At 40.1% G+C, this 20,407-nt stretch carries 12 protein-coding genes; 8 read left to right on the top strand and 4 right to left on the bottom strand.

The window, feature by feature from the left end:
• Positions 1 to 3: 3 nt before the first annotated feature.
• Positions 4 to 3,039 carry a PVC-type heme-binding CxxCH protein gene (locus tag B9A52_RS00345; RefSeq protein ID WP_084118420.1) on the bottom strand — a complete coding sequence of 1,012 codons (3,036 nt, stop codon included), beginning with the start codon at positions 3,037 to 3,039 and terminating at the stop codon, positions 4 to 6.
• Between the two features lie 361 nt (positions 3,040 to 3,400).
• On the opposite strand from B9A52_RS00345, the gene B9A52_RS00335 reads away from it, so the two are divergent.
• The 6 genes from B9A52_RS00335 (at position 3,401) to B9A52_RS00310 (ending at position 12,005) form a co-directional block, all read left to right on the top strand.
• A complete protein-coding gene (locus tag B9A52_RS00335; protein WP_084118418.1) occupies positions 3,401 to 5,371 on the top strand; it encodes a glycoside hydrolase family 127 protein in 1,971 nt (656 codons plus the stop codon).
• A gap of 319 nt (positions 5,372 to 5,690) precedes the next feature.
• The gene (locus B9A52_RS00330; RefSeq protein WP_084123339.1) at positions 5,691 to 7,052 is read left to right on the top strand and encodes an FAD-binding protein; all 1,362 of its coding nucleotides are present in this window, start codon (positions 5,691 to 5,693) and stop codon (positions 7,050 to 7,052) included.
• A gap of 329 nt (positions 7,053 to 7,381) precedes the next feature.
• Positions 7,382 to 9,187: a M64 family metallopeptidase gene (locus tag B9A52_RS00325; RefSeq protein ID WP_172805150.1), complete on the top strand. Its 1,806-nt coding sequence runs from the start codon at positions 7,382 to 7,384 to the stop codon at positions 9,185 to 9,187.
• Positions 9,188 to 9,232: 45 nt separating this feature from the next.
• Positions 9,233 to 9,739 (top strand): hypothetical protein, encoded by a 507-nt coding sequence (locus B9A52_RS00320; protein WP_084118416.1) that lies wholly within the window; start codon positions 9,233 to 9,235, stop codon positions 9,737 to 9,739.
• 146 nt (positions 9,740 to 9,885) lie between these two features.
• Positions 9,886 to 10,380, top strand: coding sequence for a DoxX family membrane protein (locus tag B9A52_RS00315; RefSeq protein ID WP_084118415.1), 495 nt, complete (start codon positions 9,886 to 9,888; stop codon positions 10,378 to 10,380).
• Between the two features lie 5 nt (positions 10,381 to 10,385).
• Entirely contained in the window at positions 10,386 to 12,005 is a 1,620-nt protein-coding gene (locus B9A52_RS00310) for a Gfo/Idh/MocA family protein (RefSeq protein WP_084118414.1), read from the top strand.
• A 153-nt stretch (positions 12,006 to 12,158) separates the two neighbouring features.
• On the opposite strand, the gene B9A52_RS00305 is transcribed toward B9A52_RS00310, so the two are convergent.
• Positions 12,159 to 13,367 carry a radical SAM protein gene (locus B9A52_RS00305; protein ID WP_084118413.1) on the bottom strand — a complete coding sequence of 403 codons (1,209 nt, stop codon included), beginning with the start codon at positions 13,365 to 13,367 and terminating at the stop codon, positions 12,159 to 12,161.
• A 7-nt stretch (positions 13,368 to 13,374) separates the two neighbouring features.
• Positions 13,375 to 15,009, bottom strand: a complete 1,635-nt coding sequence (locus tag B9A52_RS00300) for a hypothetical protein (RefSeq protein ID WP_157370031.1) — start codon at positions 15,007 to 15,009, stop codon at positions 13,375 to 13,377.
• Positions 15,010 to 15,569: 560 nt separating this feature from the next.
• Here B9A52_RS00300 and B9A52_RS00295 point away from each other — a divergent pair.
• Together B9A52_RS00295 and B9A52_RS00290 are read left to right on the top strand one after the other, a co-directional pair.
• Positions 15,570 to 17,051, top strand: a complete 1,482-nt coding sequence (locus B9A52_RS00295) for an MFS transporter (RefSeq protein ID WP_084118411.1) — start codon at positions 15,570 to 15,572, stop codon at positions 17,049 to 17,051.
• 72 nt (positions 17,052 to 17,123) lie between these two features.
• On the top strand, positions 17,124 to 19,070 hold the full coding sequence (locus B9A52_RS00290) for an alpha-amylase family glycosyl hydrolase (RefSeq protein WP_084118410.1): 1,947 nt from the start codon (positions 17,124 to 17,126) through the stop codon (positions 19,068 to 19,070).
• A 177-nt stretch (positions 19,071 to 19,247) separates the two neighbouring features.
• Here B9A52_RS00290 and B9A52_RS00285 read toward each other — a convergent pair whose 3' ends face one another.
• Positions 19,248 to 20,225 carry a sugar phosphate isomerase/epimerase family protein gene (locus B9A52_RS00285; RefSeq protein ID WP_084118409.1) on the bottom strand — a complete coding sequence of 326 codons (978 nt, stop codon included), beginning with the start codon at positions 20,223 to 20,225 and terminating at the stop codon, positions 19,248 to 19,250.
• Between the last annotated feature and the right edge of the window lie 182 nt (positions 20,226 to 20,407).

The raw sequence follows: 20,407 nt of genomic DNA, 5'->3' as shown, positions 1-20,407 counted from the left end.
GGGTTAATTGAATTTAAGTATAAAGGCCAATAAATCAGCCATTTCCTGAGGATTGATATTGTTTTCAAGACCCGAGGGCATGCCTGACATTTCCATCACCTTCAAGGACCGGATATCCTGTCTTGCTACATTTCTTTCTTGACCACCAGCAAATCTAAGTAGGATTGCAGTTGGGGTTTCCGAAGCAATCAAACCCTGTAAATTTTCCCCATTTTGCATTTCTACAGCCCAAAGATCATAGCCATCTGCAATGGACAGATTGGGAAGAAGTATGTCACTGAGGATATTTTCGGGCCTTCTGTTTTTCATGGTAGCCAGATCAGGACCAAATGCCATCCCCAAATCCTGTCCCATCTTGTGGCAAACAGCACAATTCTCCTGATATACAGTTTGACCTTTTAATTGTGATCCATTTAATGTCAGACTGGTTTGGTATTGTTGCAGGATTTCCTCATTGCTTTTCTCTTCACTGTTGATCAGTAATCTGGCACGGGTACGAAGGGGAATATTGGAATTGTTCATCAGCCTGACACTTCTTGGCCAACCAAGGTTGTTGGCTTGGATGATTCCCTTTTCCATCGCATCCAACAAAATGCCGATCCTGTCATTGTTGGCCATTAAAGTGTTCAACCCTTCTTCCCGGATTACGGGAGTAAATGATGGCCATAATTCCACCACCAATTCAGCTGCTGAAGTATCAGGAATGCGACTTATTGCCTTAAGTGCTGCCAACTGCACCTCATTTGGTTCAATGGGCTTTAGCAGACTTTTGAAAAAAGTTTTGTTATCCTCTGGATTAAAAAGGGAAAGGAAATTGATACCAATGACTCTTTCCTGCTCAGACAAGTTTTTGTTTGCTGCGATGGTTTTGGCTTTTTCCAATAAGATTTTTGACTGGGAAGATTCGGTCACACCTAACGCTTTTAAAAGTTCTACAGATGCATCTCTGACCGGAATGGACGGATTTTCAAAACAGGCAGTCAAAAGCATATTTTCAGCAGGAAGAAATGTTGGTCCCTCTATTGTTTTACTTTGAAGTCCTTGTGCCAAGCCTGCAAGGAGTGGGGCCTGCCAAGTACTGACTTGTCCTGTGGTGGTAGAAGTCCCTTTGCTGATTAAATCCATAATGGCATCTTTATCCAAACTGGATGCTGTCATGGCACTTAATCGCTGCACCAAAATACCATAAGCAGGAATTTCTTCTTTATAATTTGATAGGGTGGCTTGCATTAATGTTTTGTTATCCTCAAAAGGGGCGGACAATGCTGCTACTTGCATCCATTTATCCTCTATATCCTCAAAAAGTAATTTTTCCCTTGCCAATGAAACGGCTTCCCCTTTTAAAAATCCCAAGGTACAAAGTAGCTGAAAACGAACTTTGGGATCATAATCCGAAACCATTTGAAACAAGGCAGATTCCATTTCGGGGTATTTGGACAGATGAAGTTCTGCAATCTGAATGGCGTTTTTCCGTACTCCCGCCTCTTTGTCCTGAAGTGCATTGATGATCAGTTCCGGATTTGTTTTACCAAGACCTTCTAAGGTCCACAAAGCATGAACCCTACCTTCAGGCTTTTGATTGTTGTTTGCCATGAAAAATAACTCATCCGGAATTTCTGAAATTTCCCTGTCCACCAAAAGTCTCTGGGCATTTCTTCTCCACCAGATATTGGAATCAGCAAGTTTTTCGACCAGTTCCTGATCAGTAAAATCCCCCAATTTCAATTTGTTGGACCAATTCAATGGCTTTGTTCCTTTAGGCGTGATTCTGTAAATTCTCCCTTTGTCTGTACCATTATACAATGCCCCGGAATTCACGACATCATCAGCCATCCACTCAGGGTGCTCGATATACTGTCTGTAATAATCAAGGAGATAAAGGGCTCCATCAGGACCGATATACATATTAACAGGTCTGAACCAGGAATCAGTGGAGGCAAGAAATTCCTTGTCAGGATGTTGGCGACTGGCTTTGAAGAGTGTCCCATTGTCTGAAAGCAAATCTATGTGTAGGATATTACTGACAGGTTCGGCAATAAAAACAGCCTTATCATATTCGTTGGAAAAAGCTCCGCCAAGATACGCTGTGATGCCACAGGCAGATGTCATTACTCCTAAATCAGTCAGGAGTTGATGCTCGGGATTTTTGGTGATGGGGAAAACTTCAGCGGCATTACCATGGTCAGAAATGGATTCGGTACTCTGTGAAACCAGCAGATAGGGATTTCGGTTAAGATACCTTGCGGGAATGACATCTTGAATGATATGGTTGTTGTTATTGATGACGAAACGATGGCCCCATTTATCAAAAGTATGCCCAAATTGGGTGCGGCTTGCCAAAACTTCCAATTCAAAACTATCAGGACGAAATCTCACACTTCTGCCGCCAGCGTTTTGGGGTAATCGCACACCTTCAGGATTTGAGGGGAAATGAACTTCAGAGCCCCTGTCGCCTAACAGATCCTGGAAGGTGTTGGTCGATACCGCAGGTTCATGGCCAAGATAGATCCAATTGTCCAATCCCAACCTTGGGCTATTGACATTATGTTGTGGGTTTGATACCGCAAATCCTGTCAAGACAATTTCTTTGATATCCGCTTTACCATCCCCATCATTGTCTTCCAGATAATAAACATGTGGTGGGTCGGTGACCAAAATCCCATTTTTCCAGCGTAGGATTCCTGTTGGCAAAACCAGATTTTCAGCGAAGACTGTACTTTGGTCCATTTTGCCATCCCCATTGGTATCAGACAAGAGTTTGATTTTTCCACTGCCACTCAGGTCCAAAGGATAACCATGCATTTCCACGACATACATTCTCCCATACTCATCAATTTCCATATCCACAGGATCTGATATCAATGGCTCTCCGGCAATCAGTTCAATCTGGAATCCTTCTTCTAATTCAAAAGTCTGAAGTGCATTCTCCAAAGACCTTTCCATGGAGTCATTGGCAGACCATTGGCAGGAAAGGCACGCAAGCAATAGTAATAAAAAAGCAGAATTAAGTGGAAATAATTTAAAATAAGGTTTTGACATGATGGGATTACTTTAGGGCGATTAAAGAAAATTGAACTTCAATTTGATTAGGTTTTACCTTAAGATTATTCTAAATGTAAGGATTAGCAGGATTTTACGCAAAAGGATTTATAGGAATAAAGCCCTATTGTTTTAATAAAAGGGATGAAGAGTTCAAAATGATCTTCCCCTTTCGCATGAAAGACAGGAGAGGTCTGAACCTCCCGGGTAAATAGATTTTTCCCCCGATAGTCATCGGGGTCGAAAAGACAAGGATAAGCCTTTGACACAATTGACCCCAAAATCCGCAGTCCAAATAAAAAATGATGCATGAAAGATCGAACTTTAGTACCTTTTAAAATCAAACCCAAAATACAGACCTATGAGAACTTTAAAGCATTTCATTCTAGCCGTCATAACCTTTGGCACAAGCTCGCTAAATGCTCAATCTGACCTGATAAGGCTTGAATCTGTCAGCTTTTCCAAAGTTACTATCACAGACAATTTTTGGAAGCCAAAACTGGAAAAAGTAGCCAATACCACTTTGCAGGTATGCATCCAACAAACAGAGGTGGAAACCGGCCGGATCCGCAATTTCGAAAAAGCAGCGAGGCGGGCAAATGAAAAGCATGAGGGCATTTATTACGATGACAGTGATGTCTACAAAGCTTTGGAAGCCATTGCTTATTCTTTGAAAAACCATTCGGATGCTGAATTGGAAGCAAAGGCAGATGAGTGGATTGATAAAATAGCCGCTGCCCAAGAGGAGGATGGCTATATCAATACTTTCTATACCTTGACCGGATTGGAAAACAGGTGGAAGGACATGGACAAACACGAGGCTTATTGTGCGGGACATCTGATAGAAGCCGGTGTGGCTTATTATCAGACCACCGGAAAAAGGAAATTATTGGATGTAGGGATCAAAATGGCTGACCATATCGATCAGCAGTTCAGGCAAAGCAATACGCCGTGGGTAGTAGGCCATCAGGAAATCGAACTGGCTTTGGTCAAATTGTACAAAGTCACTAATGAGGAAAAGTATCTGGAATTGTCCGATTGGTTTTTGGAACAAAGGGGTAGGGGACATGGTGTAGGTGCGATTTGGAATAATCCACATTGGGGGCCAAAATATGCCCAAGATGATGTCCCTGTCAAAGATCAAAAAGAAATTACAGGTCATGCAGTCAGGGCCATGTATATGTACACCGGTGCCGCCGATGTGGGTGCCGCCAAAAAAGATGATGGATATATGAATGCCATGAAGACAGTGTGGGAGGATGTGGTTCATAGAAACATGTACATCACAGGGGGGATAGGATCTTCGGGTAGCAATGAAGGTTTTTCAGTGGATTACGACCTTCCCAACGAGCGGGCATACAGTGAAACCTGTGCTTCGGTGGGTATGGTTTTCTGGAATCAAAGAATGAATTCCCTGGAAGGAGATTCCAAGTATGTGGATGTATTGGAGCGAAGTCTATACAATGCGGCCCTGGATGGATTGAGTCTGAAAGGGGACAGCTTCTTTTATGGAAATCCCTTGGCTTCCAATGGACAGCATTCCCGAAGGGCTTGGTTTGGAACAGCTTGCTGTCCTTCCAATATTTCCCGGTTGGTCGCTTCGGTCGGGGATTATATCTATGCAACTTCCGAAAACACCATTTGGGTCAATCTCTTCATCGGGAGCACAACTACTTTCCAAATGGGTAAGGTGGAGGTTCCTTTTGAAATGAGCACTAATTATCCTTTGGATGGTGAGATTACAATTGCCATGAATCCCTCCAAAAAGACTCAGTATGCATTGAGAATGAGGTTGCCGGGTTGGGCCAAGGAGGAAGCTGTGCCGGGTGGATTGTACCAATTTGAAGGAAAAAGCAAGCAGACTTATTCAGTAATGCTGAACGGCAGACCTGTGGCACATAATCTCGAAAACGGATATATTACCATTGACAGGAAGTGGGGAAAAGGAGATGTCATCACCTATAAGCTCCCTATGGAAGTCAGGAAAATCAGGGCAAGAAATGAAGTACAGGCCAATCAGGATAGGATTGCATTGCAAAGAGGCCCCATGGTCTATTGTGTGGAGGGAGCGGATAATGAGGGGAAAGCCTGGAATATAGTCGTGCCTGAAAACAGTAGTTTTGAGGCAGTAGAGTATACAGTTCTTCAGGAAAAAGTGATGGCCATTCAGGGTAATGTAAATGTAGTGACTGTAGCTGAAGATGGAAATAGTGTACTCACCAAAAATCAAAAAATCACTGCTATTCCTTATTACACCTGGGCCAATCGTGGTGCCAGCGAAATGCAGGTTTGGTTACCGACCAAAGTGAAGGAATTGAAGGTGAATTATTGAGGAGTTTGTGCCGATTACATTTCTGGAGAAGAAAGATATATAACCTGAGATTTGAGACGACTTTTCCGTAGCAAATGAGGAACATGATTAAAGAGAATGAAACGATAGAATATGAATAGACGCCTTAGGACTGGAAAAAGGTTTTCCTTGTCATTTCGACGAAGGAGAAATCTGTTTTGCCTTCAGGTTTATAGATTTCTCCCTCCGGTCGAAATGACAAGGCGAGGAACAATGCACAATTGAACCGAAACCCTTTATCAGTTATGGATTGAGTAAAGCAAGTCTTTTTTCCCTAACTTACCTTTCAAAAACCAAACCCATGAACAAAAGAACCTTTGTCAAAAACACCTCGGCCCTGATTGGGGCAGCTTTGGTTTCACCATGGATTTCCTGTTCACCTAAAAAACCCGAAACAATGGAAGCGGATTACCTTTTAAACTGGGCGGAAAATTTTCAATTCAGTACCGACAATGTCCACTTTCCCAAGACAATTGCTGAAGTGCAGGAAATTGTAAGAAAAAGTAAGTCTCTTCGGGTGTTGGGTTCAAGACATTCTTTTAACCGAATAGCTGATTCTGAAGAGATGTTGGTTTCTTTTGACCATTTGAACAAGGTGATTTCTTTGGACAGAGACAAAATGCAGGTTACGGTGGAGGGCGGTATCAAATATGGCGAACTTTGCACCTATCTGCATGAGCAAGGTTTTGCCTTGCATAATCTTGCTTCTTTGCCACATATTTCCGTAGCGGGTACAATTGCTACAGCTACCCATGGATCAGGATTGGAAAATGGAAATCTTTCCACAGGAGTAGCTGCCATAGAATTTGTAAATGCAAATGGGGACTTGGTCAGTTTGGGAAAAGCCGATAAGGAATTTTATGGGGCTGTAGTGGGTTTGGGAGCATTGGGGCCTGTGACCAAAGTGACATTGGATTTGCAACCTACTTTTGAAGTGGCCCAGGTGGTTTATATGGATTTACCTTGGGAATCCCTAAAAGACAATTTTCTGGAAATTATGGGTTCAGGATACAGTGTAAGTTTGTTTTTGGATTGGGGAAGTGATAAGATCAATGAAGTTTGGGTCAAAAAAAGAATAATGCAAGGTGAAACTCCTGAATTTCCTGAGGATTTTTTTGGAGCCAAAAAAGCAAGTATCAAAATGCACCCCGTCCCCTCGATGTCTGCTGAAAGTTGTTCGGAACAGTTGGGAGTTGCAGGGCCGTGGTATGACAGGCTTCCCCATTTCAAGATGGAGTTCCAGCCAAGCGCAGGAAAAGAACTGCAATCCGAATATTTTGTCCCATTGGAAAATGGATACGAAGCCATGATGGCAGTCAGGGGCATGTCAGCACAGATTCATCCGCATCTTTTTATTTCAGAAATCCGGACCATCAAAGCAGATGATTTGTGGATGAGTACAGCCTATCAAAGAGACTCAGTAGCTATCCATACAACCTGGAAGCAAGAAATACCCGAAGTTATGGCCTTACTTCCTCAAATGGAAGCCAAGTTGGACAAGTTTCAACCCAGACCTCATTGGGCTAAACTTTTTACCATTCCTTATGAAATTTTAAGCAATAGATATGCGAAAATTGAAGATTTTAAAGGCTTATTGTCAAAGTATGATCCTGAAGGAAAATTCAGAAATGCATATCTGAATAAAAATATCTTTGGAAAATAAGGAAAAAAAGTAAATATTTTGTGCTGGGATAAAACAATTTTGGTAAATTAAACCATCGTTTCATTTTCAATTACCTTCACTTAGTGCCACACTCTTTTTTATTTGTATCTGAGTTGCGGTGAAATCTAAGTAATTGAAATTTTGATTGAGATTTGTTAATCCCATTATGCAGGTATCTTTCTTTTTTTGAAAGATATCATTTTGGTTAGGTACTTTGGGTTTTATTTCGCTTATAACTCAAGGGTTTGGTATAGTCAGGATAGTTTTAAAGTTTTTTTTCAATAAAGTATGCCATGGTTAAATTTTACACAAAGCAAATTCAAGTTATTTTGACATTTGTCTTCATATTGTTTTCCCTTCAATCCAAGGCGCAGTTGATGCCCATGGAGATTATTCATTACAGTGGTTCACCAAATGAAGTGACCAACATGGTGATATTGGGAGATGGCTACACCGCCGCTCAACAGGATAAATTTATCAACGATGCAAAAAATGCAACAGCAGGAATGCTGGAACAAATGCCATGGAGAAATTACAGAAATGCTATCAATGTTTATGCCATCAAAGTAGTTTCAAATGTATCTGGGGCGGCTATGAACCCCAATAACCTGATTGATAACTATTTTGGCAGCTCTTATTGGTCTCATAATATTGAACGCTTATTGGTCGCTTGGCGCTCAATTAAGATTCTATCAGTTTTATTTTACAATACGCCATTCTATGATATAGGGGTACTTGTGGTCAATGATAGCAAATATGGCGGATCCGGCGGAACCTTTGCGGTCTTTTCGACACATTCCTCGGCCGCTGAAATCATGATACATGAATTGGGCCATACCTATGGGGATTTGGGGGATGAATATTGGGCAGGGCCGCAATATGCCAGAGAAAGACATAATATGACTCAAGATGCCAACCCTTTGACAAATAAATGGAGGAGTTTTTTGAACAGAAATGGGATAGGAATTTATCCTCATGCCGAATCACCTACCTGGCACAGGCCACATCAAAATTGTAAAATGAGATTTTTGGGTAGAAACTTTTGTGATGTATGTAGCCATCATTTGGAAGCAAGATTGAAATTCCTTTCTACGCCGGAAGCACCCGCAAGACCCATAGTCCTGTTTGGAGCCAACAAATTGGAAGTAAAGTCTTTGGAAAAAGTTAAGTTTTTTGATTTGTCTACCCACAATCCCACCTCCTGGGAGTGGACTTTCGAAGGGGGAACTCCCGAAAAAAGTAATCAGAAAAATCCCGAGGTTTCCTATAGATTCGGAGGAAAGTATAAAGTCATTTTGAAAGCAAAAAATAGTTCTGGCGAAAATGTATTTTCCAGGGAAGAATTTATAAATGTGATTGGGCCTGCTGCTGACCTGACGCCTCCTGTTATAGTTACCAAAAATGTCAAAATCGAATTGGATGAAAATGGGGAAGCGATTGTTTGTGCAGAAGATATAGATGATGGCACTTATGATGATGTGGAGCTTGTGGAAATCAGCATTTCTAAAGAAAAATTCACTTGCGAAGATATGGGTAACAATAAAGTTATCTTTAAAGCTATAGATTCCAGTGGAAATGAAGCCGAAGCTGAGGTGATAGTCACTGTAGACGATATCATTAAACCCACCATCAAAGCGAAAAATGTTGAAATCTTCTTGGATTCTGATGGATTTGGTACTTTGAATCCCGAAGATGTGGATGATGGATCTTTTGATAATTGTGAAATAACTGAGATGAAATTGTCCAAAACTGAATTTGGAAGAGGTGATGTCGGAGAAAACAAGGTGATATTTACCATAAAGGATTCTTGTTCCAATTCTGTTTCAGTTGAAGTAACAGTAACAGTAAATATCATTCTGTCTGCAGAAAAAGGTGAGATTTCAGAAAGTCTTAAATTTTATCCCAATCCAGCAAACGACATTGTCTTTATTGAATACCTGAAATTTATTGATCCTCTATTGGAATCCATTGAGATCATCGATATTAATGGCAGAATATTGAATGAAATCAGGGCTTTTGAAAGGAACGGGAATGTTATCCCCATTGAAGTGAAGGAGCTTCAATCCGGGCAATATTTTATAAGATTAAATGCCCAAAAATCTGTAAAAATATTGAGATTTGGTATTGTCAGGTAGTTCACTTCAGCTCGATTAAAGCTTCAAAAGTTTGATTAAGTACTTATGAAAAATAATTCAAATTTTCTCCTCTTTGTCTGTTTATTGTTTGTTTTGAGCGGTTGCAAAGCTTCCAAAGAACAAGTAGCGGAGGAAAATGAAGCAGAAATATTGTTGGTGCAGAACACGCCTGAAATCCTTATGGTCAGCTTTACTATGGACTCCAGGGATTCAGTGAAACTGATTAATTCTATGAAAAACCCGGGGAGGTTGAGAGGAGAGCAATATTCAAAATCAGAACCATGGGAGGGAGATTTGATTATTTCATTTTTGAATGAGGCAAATATTGTTTGTTCCAAAACAATCGTCGAAAATCCGATGATCAAAAAAGTAGAATATGCAGAGACCGACGATATCTCTATTCTGACGGCCAAAACCATTGAACTGGACAGCGCTGAATTCTTTATCAGGATTCAATATGATGACTGTTTCAAACACCTGAGGGTAGAAAAGTATGAGAATGAAGAGATCAAATTACTCAAGTATTTTTTGAACATTAAAGTAGTCATGTAAATGATATTTTGACTTGTTTGAAACGATTTTTCTGACTGGAATTTTCTGGTATTTAAGGTTGTACATCATGTTTTAGATTGACATAAGTCATATTTTCTGAATGTTTCCGTAGGTACTTTCGTGAATCAAATCAACGGTATATACTTATGGTTCAAAACCCGAAATTCACCTCTGTGCAGACCTTCAGCCTTGTGTTGATGCGTTTGCTGATAGGATGGCACTTTCTATATGAAGGTGTGATCAAATTGTATAGTCCATCCTGGACTGCAAAAGGATATCTATTAAGTGCTACTTACATGCAATCCTTTTTCAAATGGTTGGCAAGTGAGTCAATGATATCCATTGTCGACACCCTGAATATTGCCGCTTTGGTTCTTGTAGGCATTTCATTGATCATTGGATTTAAAACCAAGTGGGCCAGTATCATAGGGATAGGTTTGTTGTTGATGTATTATTTTGCCCACCCACCGTTTCCGGGTTACCCTCAAGGACCAAGCGAAGGAAGTTATTGGTTGGTAAACAAAAACCTGATTGAGGCAGCAGCTTTGTTTGTTGTGTTTTTGTTTCCCACAGATTTTGTATTTGGCATTGAAAAGCTTTTCAACAGGAAGAAGCTGCAGACCTCTAACCCTATAAACTAAATCCTATGGAAACTGACAAAAATCTATTCAAAGGCCTTTCGAGAAGAGATTGGCTAAAAATACTAGGAGGTATCCCTATTGTAGGTGCAGTTTGGACTGCGGGCTTTAGGTTTAGTGAAAAAGCCAAATCTGAACGTAATCTTCTCTTGGAAACCTTGAATATTAAAGCCTCTGCACCACCTGCTTCCGGCCCTATGAGTGGGGAACCGCTCAGAATCGGACTCATTGGTTTTGGGATACGAGGTGAGCAATTGATGCGGTCTTTGGGATTTGCCACCACCGAATGGTTAGAACAAATGGCCAAATCCAGTGCTGAGAATCCGAATGATAAAAGATTGGAGGATTTTAAGGCACAGGAAAACCTCAATGTTAAATTGGCCGGGATCTGTGACATCTTTGATGTAAGGGCCGAAAAAGCACTTGCGTCTTTCAATCAGGATGGGAATGTATGCAAACGCTATCGTACCCATAGCGAAATGATAAACAGTGGCGAAATTGATGCCATTATCATTGCAACTCCTGATCATTGGCATGCACCAATGGCTATAGAGGCCATAGAAGCCGGTCTGCATGTGTACATCGAAAAACCAATGACCCATACAATTCAGGAGACTTATGACCTCAGAGAATCCTGTAGGAGAAATCCCGATGTAGTCATGGCTGTTGGTCACCAACATCGCCAAACACAAAGCTTCCTGACAGCCCAAGATGCCATTGAAAAAATGACTTTAGGCCATGTATCGTTGGTCACCACGACTACAAATAGAAACGACGACAATGGCGCCTGGCAATATGACATCCATCCTGATGCTTCCCCAAGTACCATCGATTGGGATGCCTTTTTGGGAACAGCACCCAAAATACCTTTCAATTCGGAACATTTCTTCCGGTGGAGGAAATGGTGGGCCTATGGTTCAGGACTTTCCGGTGATTTGTTGACCCATGATTATGACAGGATCAACTGTGTGTTGAAAATGGGAATTCCAAAATACATTACAGCATCGGGAGGGATTTATACCCATAGAGATGGAAGAAATGTTCCCGATGTCATGCAGATCAATATGGATTTCCCGGATTTCAGTACAGGCAGCAGTCAGGAACCCGGAAAAGAAAAAGGAATGACTTTGGTCTATAGTGCCACTTTGGGAAATCAGTTCGAAAGAGGAACCTTGTTGATGGGACACGATGCCACTATGGAGTTGGGAAATATGCTAACCATTCATGCTGACCCAAGATCTACAAAATATGCGGATTTGATTAAAGAAAATCGCATAGACCCCATGGTACCGATTTACCAATATGATCCAAGTGCCAATGGCGTGGATGCGGTGACTTCAGCTACTGCCAAATATTTTGCCAATAAAGGATTATTATGGACCTATAGAGATGGTAAAAGGGTTGATTCTACCTTCCTGCATATCAGGGAATGGCTGAGCTGTATCCGTAATGGAGGAGAGCCAAGTTGCGGGATAGTTGAAGGTTTCGAGGAAGCCATTACAGCCCATATGGGCGGCTTATCCTACAAAATAGGAAGAAGGATAGAATGGGATGAAGAAAATGAAAGAATCGTTGCCTTACCCGGGGAAGATTTGGATCAAATCCTTCTGAACAATGATATAAGCTAAAAACCTTTTCATAGAGATAAAACCAAATCCTTAATCGAGATTGAAAAATTCAAAACAGGGAAGTCCAATTATTGGAATTGGACTTCCCTTATTGGTTAAAGGCCCCACACCTTAAAGGATTTCTTTCATAAGAAAGTTTGGATTCATCTCAAATTAATATAATTCACATTTTGTAATCTCTTTACCACTTATAGCAGGCATTTCCAGCCAATCGGTAATTTTGAAATCAGCAGAATGGCAAAATGGACAGGAATGCACCATCCCCACAGAATCCACGTAGAAACTGGATCTTCCCGCGGAAAAACAACCAATTCTCCTCTGGTAATAGCCATAGTACATTACCGGCGGATATTTTCTGTACTTTGGATTATGGCAAAGTTCTTCATATACTTCTTCCATTAATTGAATTTGCCCTTCATTCATTTCAACATCCTTATTTCTATAATGCCCCTCTGCTTTTGGTTCCAGCCACTGCACGAAGTCCGCACCCAAATTTATGGCCATCTGCATAAAATTCATCAGAAATACTCTGTTAGCATTTTCTTTTGTAACACAAACAGAAATGGCCACCATCAAACCTGCTTTCCCTGCGGAAATTGCCGCATTTACTCCATGGTTAAAGGCATCTTTATGCCCCCTGAATTTGTTATGTGACGCGGGTAGATAATGATCAATACTTACCACTAAACCTGTAGCCCCTGCTTTTTTTAATCGTTTTGCCTTTTCCTCATTCAGATTAAATCCGGAAGTTATTGCCCACCAATGGGTATCTTTATTTCCGTTCTCAATCAATTTTACCATTTCTTCATACCGAATCATAGGTTCACCACCACTCAAAGAAATATGGGCGAGACCCTGATTTTGTAACTTTTTGGTAAGTTGTTGAAGCTGTTCCAAAGAAAAAGTTTCAGGCATGTTCAGGTTGTCCCATTCAAAGCAGTGTTCACAGCGCATGGGACATTTGGTAGTAATAGCAAAATTAACTTGTTGAAAGGTATTGATAGACCTTGAATGAGGTACATAACGGTGAAATTCAGTCAGTATATATTTGTTGAAATTCTTGGAGGGGAAAGGAGGTATATGAATACCAAACCAAATCTTGCCGTTTTTTAAAGTAATCTTCCTTTCCCCGTCTCTGCCAAATGTCTTTTTTTTGAATTCCTGAAATATTTTAAGCACCTCAAAGGTTTTTTTGAAGTTTTTATAAGTGTTCAAAGCCAGGAAAAAAAAATGGACTTTTATCCAATAGCGAATTAATTCTTCCTGCCATGGGTAAAGCAGGGGTCTTCTAGGCGCATCATCGAATAATCGATCCAACTTGGCTTGTTCAGTATCAATTGAGGTATTCTCTTCCAGTAGCATACTTAAATCAGTTTGATCCTAAATATGTATCACCTGCCAATTCCAAAAATTTAAACTTGCTGAATTTAGGTAATGTGCCAGGTTCTCTGAATTTTGTCAGGAACTTTTTATCTGTCTTACCTTTGAAATCCCGGATAGGTTCATAATATCCACTGGTATGGAGAAAAGCAGAATAAGTTACTTCTGGGTTATAGTTATCCAATTTATAGGTAATATATGCCTTATTACCCGTTTCAAGCTGTTGGAGAAAAACACCATCTTTATCAAGGATTGGTTGGAGCATATTATTTTCATTTTCATCCAAAACCTGATCAGGCTTAAGTAATTGAATAGAATTTGGAGAGACATCTTCTACGGTGACCAAAGCTATTTGATCAATTTCCCAGAACATAAATCCTGAACTCAGTGCGATTTCTACAGTTGGACCCTCAATTTGTAAACCTTCCAATGAAACAGAGACCTCCCTGTTCATCAAAGGACCTATTGTATTCAGTTTTTGTACTTCTTTCCAACCTTCCCTCGTTTTTACAGATATGGACAAGGGGATATTTTGTGATTCCCTCCACTCCAGAAGTTCTTCTGCAGGTCTTTTTCGTTGTTTTTCTACCCAATTCACATGTTGGCTGCCAAATTTGCTGATAAATTCCCCAAAGATGTGATCCAACCAATATGAATTCCTCAAATTGAGATATAGGCTGAGCTTTTGATCGCCTAGTGGATTGTCAAATCCTACAATTACTTGATTAATGGCCGTTTCATCATCAAATTCATTGAAATTGCAAAAATTATTATCGTTTACACTTAATTTTTGCAGGACATCTATTTGGTTGTTTAAGCTCGCTTCAAAAGGCTTGATTTTTTGCTTAATGATTTTCAAATCACCATTTGGTTGAATTAAAACATGCTCGTCAGAAGAATGACTGACCAATAATAAGTCTGCAAAGTCTGTGTAGTGGTGTTCTTTAAGTTCATTATGTATCATTAACTTTACTTCATTTCCCATCAGTAGAGAGGGGAGGGGGATAAAATCTTCCCTAGCTAAAGAAGGGTAGATTGCTCCACCAAAGGACTCCCCTTGCAAAACATATTTTTCCCCATCATAAGCACTGATGAAAGGGCAAGACGACAATGCTAAAACTGTAAAAGCAACTGCCAAGACTCCCACTGTGACTCCAATAGCTGTAAAAACAGTATTTGTGCTACTTCTTTGTTTGTCCCTTTCAATCACTTCTAATTTATTGATATTTGAAATTGGAATAATCACTTCTTGCCCAATCTGTACATTTGGTTCCAAGGAAGTATAAATGTGTACTTCACTTAAAACACTTGGATCTTTTGAACTATAGGAAAATCTTTGTTTGGTATCTGAAATATAGGATTGATTTTTTTCTGGAACTGTATCCAAAACCCCCAACAAGTCTTCCTTATCAATCCTTACTTCCGTATTCTTCAATAAAAAATCTCCCTGATTGCTTCTAATAATGAATGTTTTATCATTCATTGATGCTATTTCCTGCGATTTGGCACTTGGCATAGAGGAAGGTGAAGTCGGTATGGGCTTATAATAATTACATGCAGCCACAAAACATAAACTTAGAGCCAATAGCAACATAGCTAGACGGTTAATATGATGATCTTCCATTTTTCCGATTATTTTAGGTGGTTATGATGGTGTTTATAGTTAAATGCTGAAAAGATTTTTTTTGATTCTAGAGAAATTTAAATAATCCCAATGGAATTTAAACAACTATTTGTCAAAAAGTTAAGTGATTATTATCAGATTTTTGGCTCTTTTTAGAAATTAAAATTCCAATCATGGAGGGGTTTTTTTAAACCTAAAAACAACTTAGAACAATCTTAAAAAAAACGCTTAAATGAATTATTCATTTGAAAAATTTTTGTGTTAACCAAAAGCACATATTCAATCATTATTTTCCGGTAAAAAAGAAAAAAACAAAAATTTTTTAGAAATAATCTCAGTTCCAAATCTGCTTTACCGCAACCGTTTTAAATGCACCAAAAAACGGGATTTAGCAAAAAACTATATTTCTATTTATATCTAAAACACCCCTGTTTGCCAATTCTGATTTTTTGAATAGGTAAAAATTGAAAGAATATTTCTCTATTTTAGTTTGCCCAAATGATTCTTTTTCAATGAAAAGTAAATATCAGTCAACGATTAACCCAATATAATCCTACAGGATGAGCAAACCCCGTCTTTCTTTTAGCCAGATCATCAACATGAATGTCGGATTTTTTGGCATTCAATACAGTTTCGGATTACAGCAAAGCGCTGTCAATCCCATATATGATATGCTTGGGGCACAACCTCATGAAATCCCTATTTTGAATCTGGCAGGGCCTATGACCGGCTTATTGATCCAACCCATCATTGGAGCATTGAGTGATAGGACATGGCATCCCAAGTTTGGAAGAAGAAGGCCATATTTTTTTATAGGAGCTGTATTTTGCAGCATCAGTTTGTTTCTTTACCCCTTCAGCAGCAGTTTGTGGATGGCTGCGGGATTACTTTGGATTTTGGATGCAGCCAACAACACGGCGATGGAACCCTATCGTGCCTTGATAGCCGACAAGCTGCCACCGGATCAATATGCCAAAGGTTTTCTTACCCAAAGCTTCTTCACAGGATTGGGAATTACTTTGGCCAATCTTTCGCTCTTTGTATTCCAAAAGTATATTACCGGAACAGTAGGTTCTTTGCCTGTTTGGGTGTATGCTTCATTCTTTTTGGGAACAATATGCTCCATCACTTCAGTAGGTTGGAGTATTTACAAAACCCCGGAAATTCCACCAACTGACCATGAACTGGCCAAAATACGGGCAGAAAATGAGGGTAAGCCTCCGCTCGTTATTCAGTTTTTCCTTTCTCTTGTTTCTTCTCTGATCATTTATATTTACTTCGTGCTCTTGTTGATTCCATCCATTTTTTACAAAGGGCTCATCAAAAGGAATATTAAAGCCATAGAGGAAAACCGAAAGCTCAGCCTGTTTTTTGGACAGAATGTAGAGATTGTCAATGCGGTATTTGATATGCCTCCTGTGATGTGGAAGCTTTCATTGGTCTATCTCTTCCAATGGTATGCCCTGTTTGTCTATTGGCAAAATGCAGCCAAGAGTATTGCCCAATCGGTCTGGAAAACTTCCCCCACTGCAGATATGAAATTGTTTGAAGAAGCGGTTGGATGGACAGGATTGGTCAATGGTTGGTACAATGTGGTGACCTTTATGACCGCTTTTGCTTTGGTTGGGGTAGCCAAAAAATTCGGCCCACGAAAAGTCCATTTTGTCTGTCTGATATTTGCCGGAGTGGGTTTGTTGATTTTTCCTTTTATAGAAAACAAATACCTCCTTTTCGCTCCTATGACCGGATTTGGCATTGCCTGGGCGAGTATGATGGGAATACCTTATTTGTTGGTAGTGAATGAAATACCCAAAGAAAGATATGGTGTTTATATGGGGATTATCAATATGATGATTGTTATCCCTATGATTTTGCAGACGCTGAGTTTTGGATTTATTTCAAAGTATTTTCTCAACAATGATCCCGGAACAGCTATCGTATTTGCGGGAATCTTATTGCTTTTGGCGGCTGCAGCGGTTTTGAGGATCGAGGAAAAACATGATGTGGAAACAGAAGACATTCCAATGGGTGGCGGGCATTGACCCAACTGTTAGAAATAATTCAGCATGGGAAAATTTCAAAAATTAATCTGATTTTAAACATTCTAAAAATAAATGGCTTCAGACCATCATCAGCCTGATTTAATTCAGCAAACAATCAACAAATATAGTATTGATTCAAACGACAAGGATTTCCTACAAAGGTTCAACGAAAGGATTGGTACCATCAGTAAGCTTTATTACCAACTGTATGCTACCCATCCCAAAAAGGATGAACTTTTTGAACAACTGATTGTCACACTTTTCAAAGCCAACAATGAGAGGAGTTTGGACTTGAAGAAACAGGATGAAATAAAGTCCAATAAAAACCAATGGTTTTTGAGCAATGAATTGGTGGGAATGAGTCTCTACGTGGACAGATTTGCAGGAAATCTGAAAAACATGTCCTCGAAACTGGACTATTTGGAAGAGTTGGGTGTAAATTTTCTCCATATCATGCCGGTGTTTGAAAGTCCGCAAGGAGAAAGTGATGGCGGCTATGCAGTTTCAGATTTTAGAAAGGTTGATCCAAAATTCGGTACCCTGGAAGATTTGATTGCCTTGAACAAGAAAATGCAAAAGAGGGAAATGTACCTCATGTTGGATATTGTATTGAACCATACCTCTCACCGGCATCAATGGGCAGAAAAAGCCAAATCGGGAGATCCTTATTTTCAGGACTTCTATTACATGTATGACAACCGTTGGATTCCCAACGAATTTGAGGAGGCAATGCCCGAGATTTTTCCGGAAGCTGCCCCTGGTAATTTCACATGGTCCGAAGAATGTCAAAAATGGGTCATGACTGTTTTTCACGATTACCAATGGGATCTCAATTATATGAATCCGATGGTGCTTCGCGAAATGCTTGACAATGTCCTATTTTATGCCAATCTCGGAGTCGATCTCCTTAGAGTGGATGCCCCTGCCTTTATTTGGAAACAAACAGGAACCACTTGTCAGAACCTTCCTCAGGTCCATACCTTATTGCAGTTGATCAAACAATGTGTGATGGTTTCCACACCGGGAATGGCCATCTTGGGAGAAGCCATTGTAGCCCCAAAGGAAATCACCAAATACTTTGGTACCGGTGAATTTACGGCACAGGAATGCGATTTTGCCTACAACGCTGTTCATATGGCCCTGCAATGGGACATGTTGGCCACAGGTGAGACTGAGGTCATGATGGCTGCCCAACATGAAATCCTCAAGAAGCCATATGGTACCTCCTGGATTACCTATACGAGATGTCACGATGATATTGGTTTGGGTTATGAAAATGAAATGATCAAAGCGGCAGGTAAGCAACCATATGAGCACCGGAAATTTTTAATGGATTATTATTCCGGGAAATTCCCAAACAGCCCGGCAAGAGGAGAGCTTTTTTCCTCGAATCCGAAAACAGGAGATGCGCGTATCAGCGGTACTTTGGCTTCTTTATGCGGTCTGGAAAAAGGCATCTATGAAAATGACCCAACAGTAATCGATGAGGCGATCCACAAAATCATGTTGATGCAGGCCCATTCTATGTTTATTGGAGGATTGCCTATGTTGTTTTATGGAGATGAAGTGGGGTATACCAATGATTACAGTTTCAGGAATGATCCGGGAAAAAGTTATGACAACCGATGGATGCACAGACCACTGATAGACTGGAAGAGAAATAAATTAGCTGAAAAAGATGGAAGTCTCGAAAACAGGATTTTTTCCCAAACTCAAAAACTGATTCAAATCCGAAAGCAACTGTCTGTCATTTCCGATTTCAAAAACCTCACTTGGTCTACACCACAGAACAAACATGTGGCGGTTTTCATGAGGGATAGTGCAGATGATCGCTTTTTTGGAGTATTCAACTTCAGCAGTTTTCCTACTAAGCTGACCTGGTACGTATTCAGGGAACATACTCAAGCCCCCAAGAGATTATTGGACCACTGGACAGGAGATGAGTTTGATGTGGGATATGACCATGAATTTCTGGAATTGCAACCCTATCAATTTTATCTTTTTGAGGTGATTGATTGATATTTGAAAGAACTTCATAAATCATAAACCATCATTAGGTCTACTAAACATCGTCCAATTAGTTTCAAGATCTCAACTCATTGCAAACCCTGGCGTCCCTTGCGGTTCAATATTATAACCGCAAAGGTCGCAAGGGTATTTTTTTTTAAAAGCTTTGATTGATTTCTCTGATAGGTTTTAAACTGTTGGGCCTAATCTTTCCAAAAGGGCTTTGGTTGCTTTGATGCCTTCTACTTCAGAAAGCTTACTTCCTTCATATTCAATCCCGATATGTCCGGCATAGCCTGCATCTTTTACGATTTTGAGCATTTTTTCATAATCGGTTTCAATGCAGTTGCCATTTTCATCAAAATCATAAGACTTTGCACTGACTCCTTTGGCATAGGGCATCATTTCGGCCACTCCTTTGTATCTGTCATATTCTTCCACGCATTCTCCGCCCCATTCAGAATCATCGGATCTTTTGATGCAGAAATTTCCGAAATCAGGTAAAGTGCCGCAATTGGACATCCCGGTACTTTGGATTACGTTAGCCAGCCATTGACCATTGGAAGAATAACTTCCGTGGTTTTCGACGATAACATTGATATTGAAAGGAAGAGCAAATTCACTTAGGCTTCTCAATCCATCTATTGCGGCGGCACTGACTTCCTCGGCAGTTCCTCTTCCAAATGCATTGACCCTTATAGAGTGACATCCCAAAAACTTCGCGGCTTCCACCCATTTTTTATGGTCATCTACAGATTTCATTCTTGCGGCGACATCAAGGTCTCCCAAATAGCCTTCCCCGTCCACCATGATGAGAACGCTTTCCACACCATTGTCTTCGCAGCGTTGTTTCATTTGACCCAGATAGTCCATATCTTTTCCTTTGTCTTTGAAAAAGGCATTCACATATTCCACTGCATCGATACCAAATTCTTTTTTGGAATAGGCTGCAAAATCCAGATTGTCAAGTTCTCCGGCAAATAATGCCTTGTGCAGTGACCATTGGGCCAAGGAGATTTTGAAAAACATTTCTTTGGTGGCTTCTTCCACGGTGGTTTGGGTTTGCGGACCTCCGCAGGATTGAAGGACCAATGGGCTGATGGTCGTTCCTAATCCCAAAAGACCGAGGTTTCTAAGAAAGATTCTTCTGTGTTTAGGGTTGTTCATAATTTTCTTTTTGGTAAAGGTTGGAGTTAACTTCAAATCTTGGAAATGCAATTCAAAATAGCAAGTCGTTTGTGTAAGAGTTTGGGAAGGAGGGAATCAGGAACCAAATATTAAGCTGATAAAAAAAGGAAAAATCCATTGGTAAAAATTCCTGTTCATCTTGTCTAATAATTTCTAAATTC

Origin of the sequence: Aquiflexum balticum DSM 16537, from assembly GCF_900176595.1 — a bacterium.
Lineage (GTDB): Bacteria > Bacteroidota > Bacteroidia > Cytophagales > Cyclobacteriaceae > Aquiflexum > Aquiflexum balticum.
This window is presented reverse-complemented; position numbering and strand designations above follow the sequence as displayed.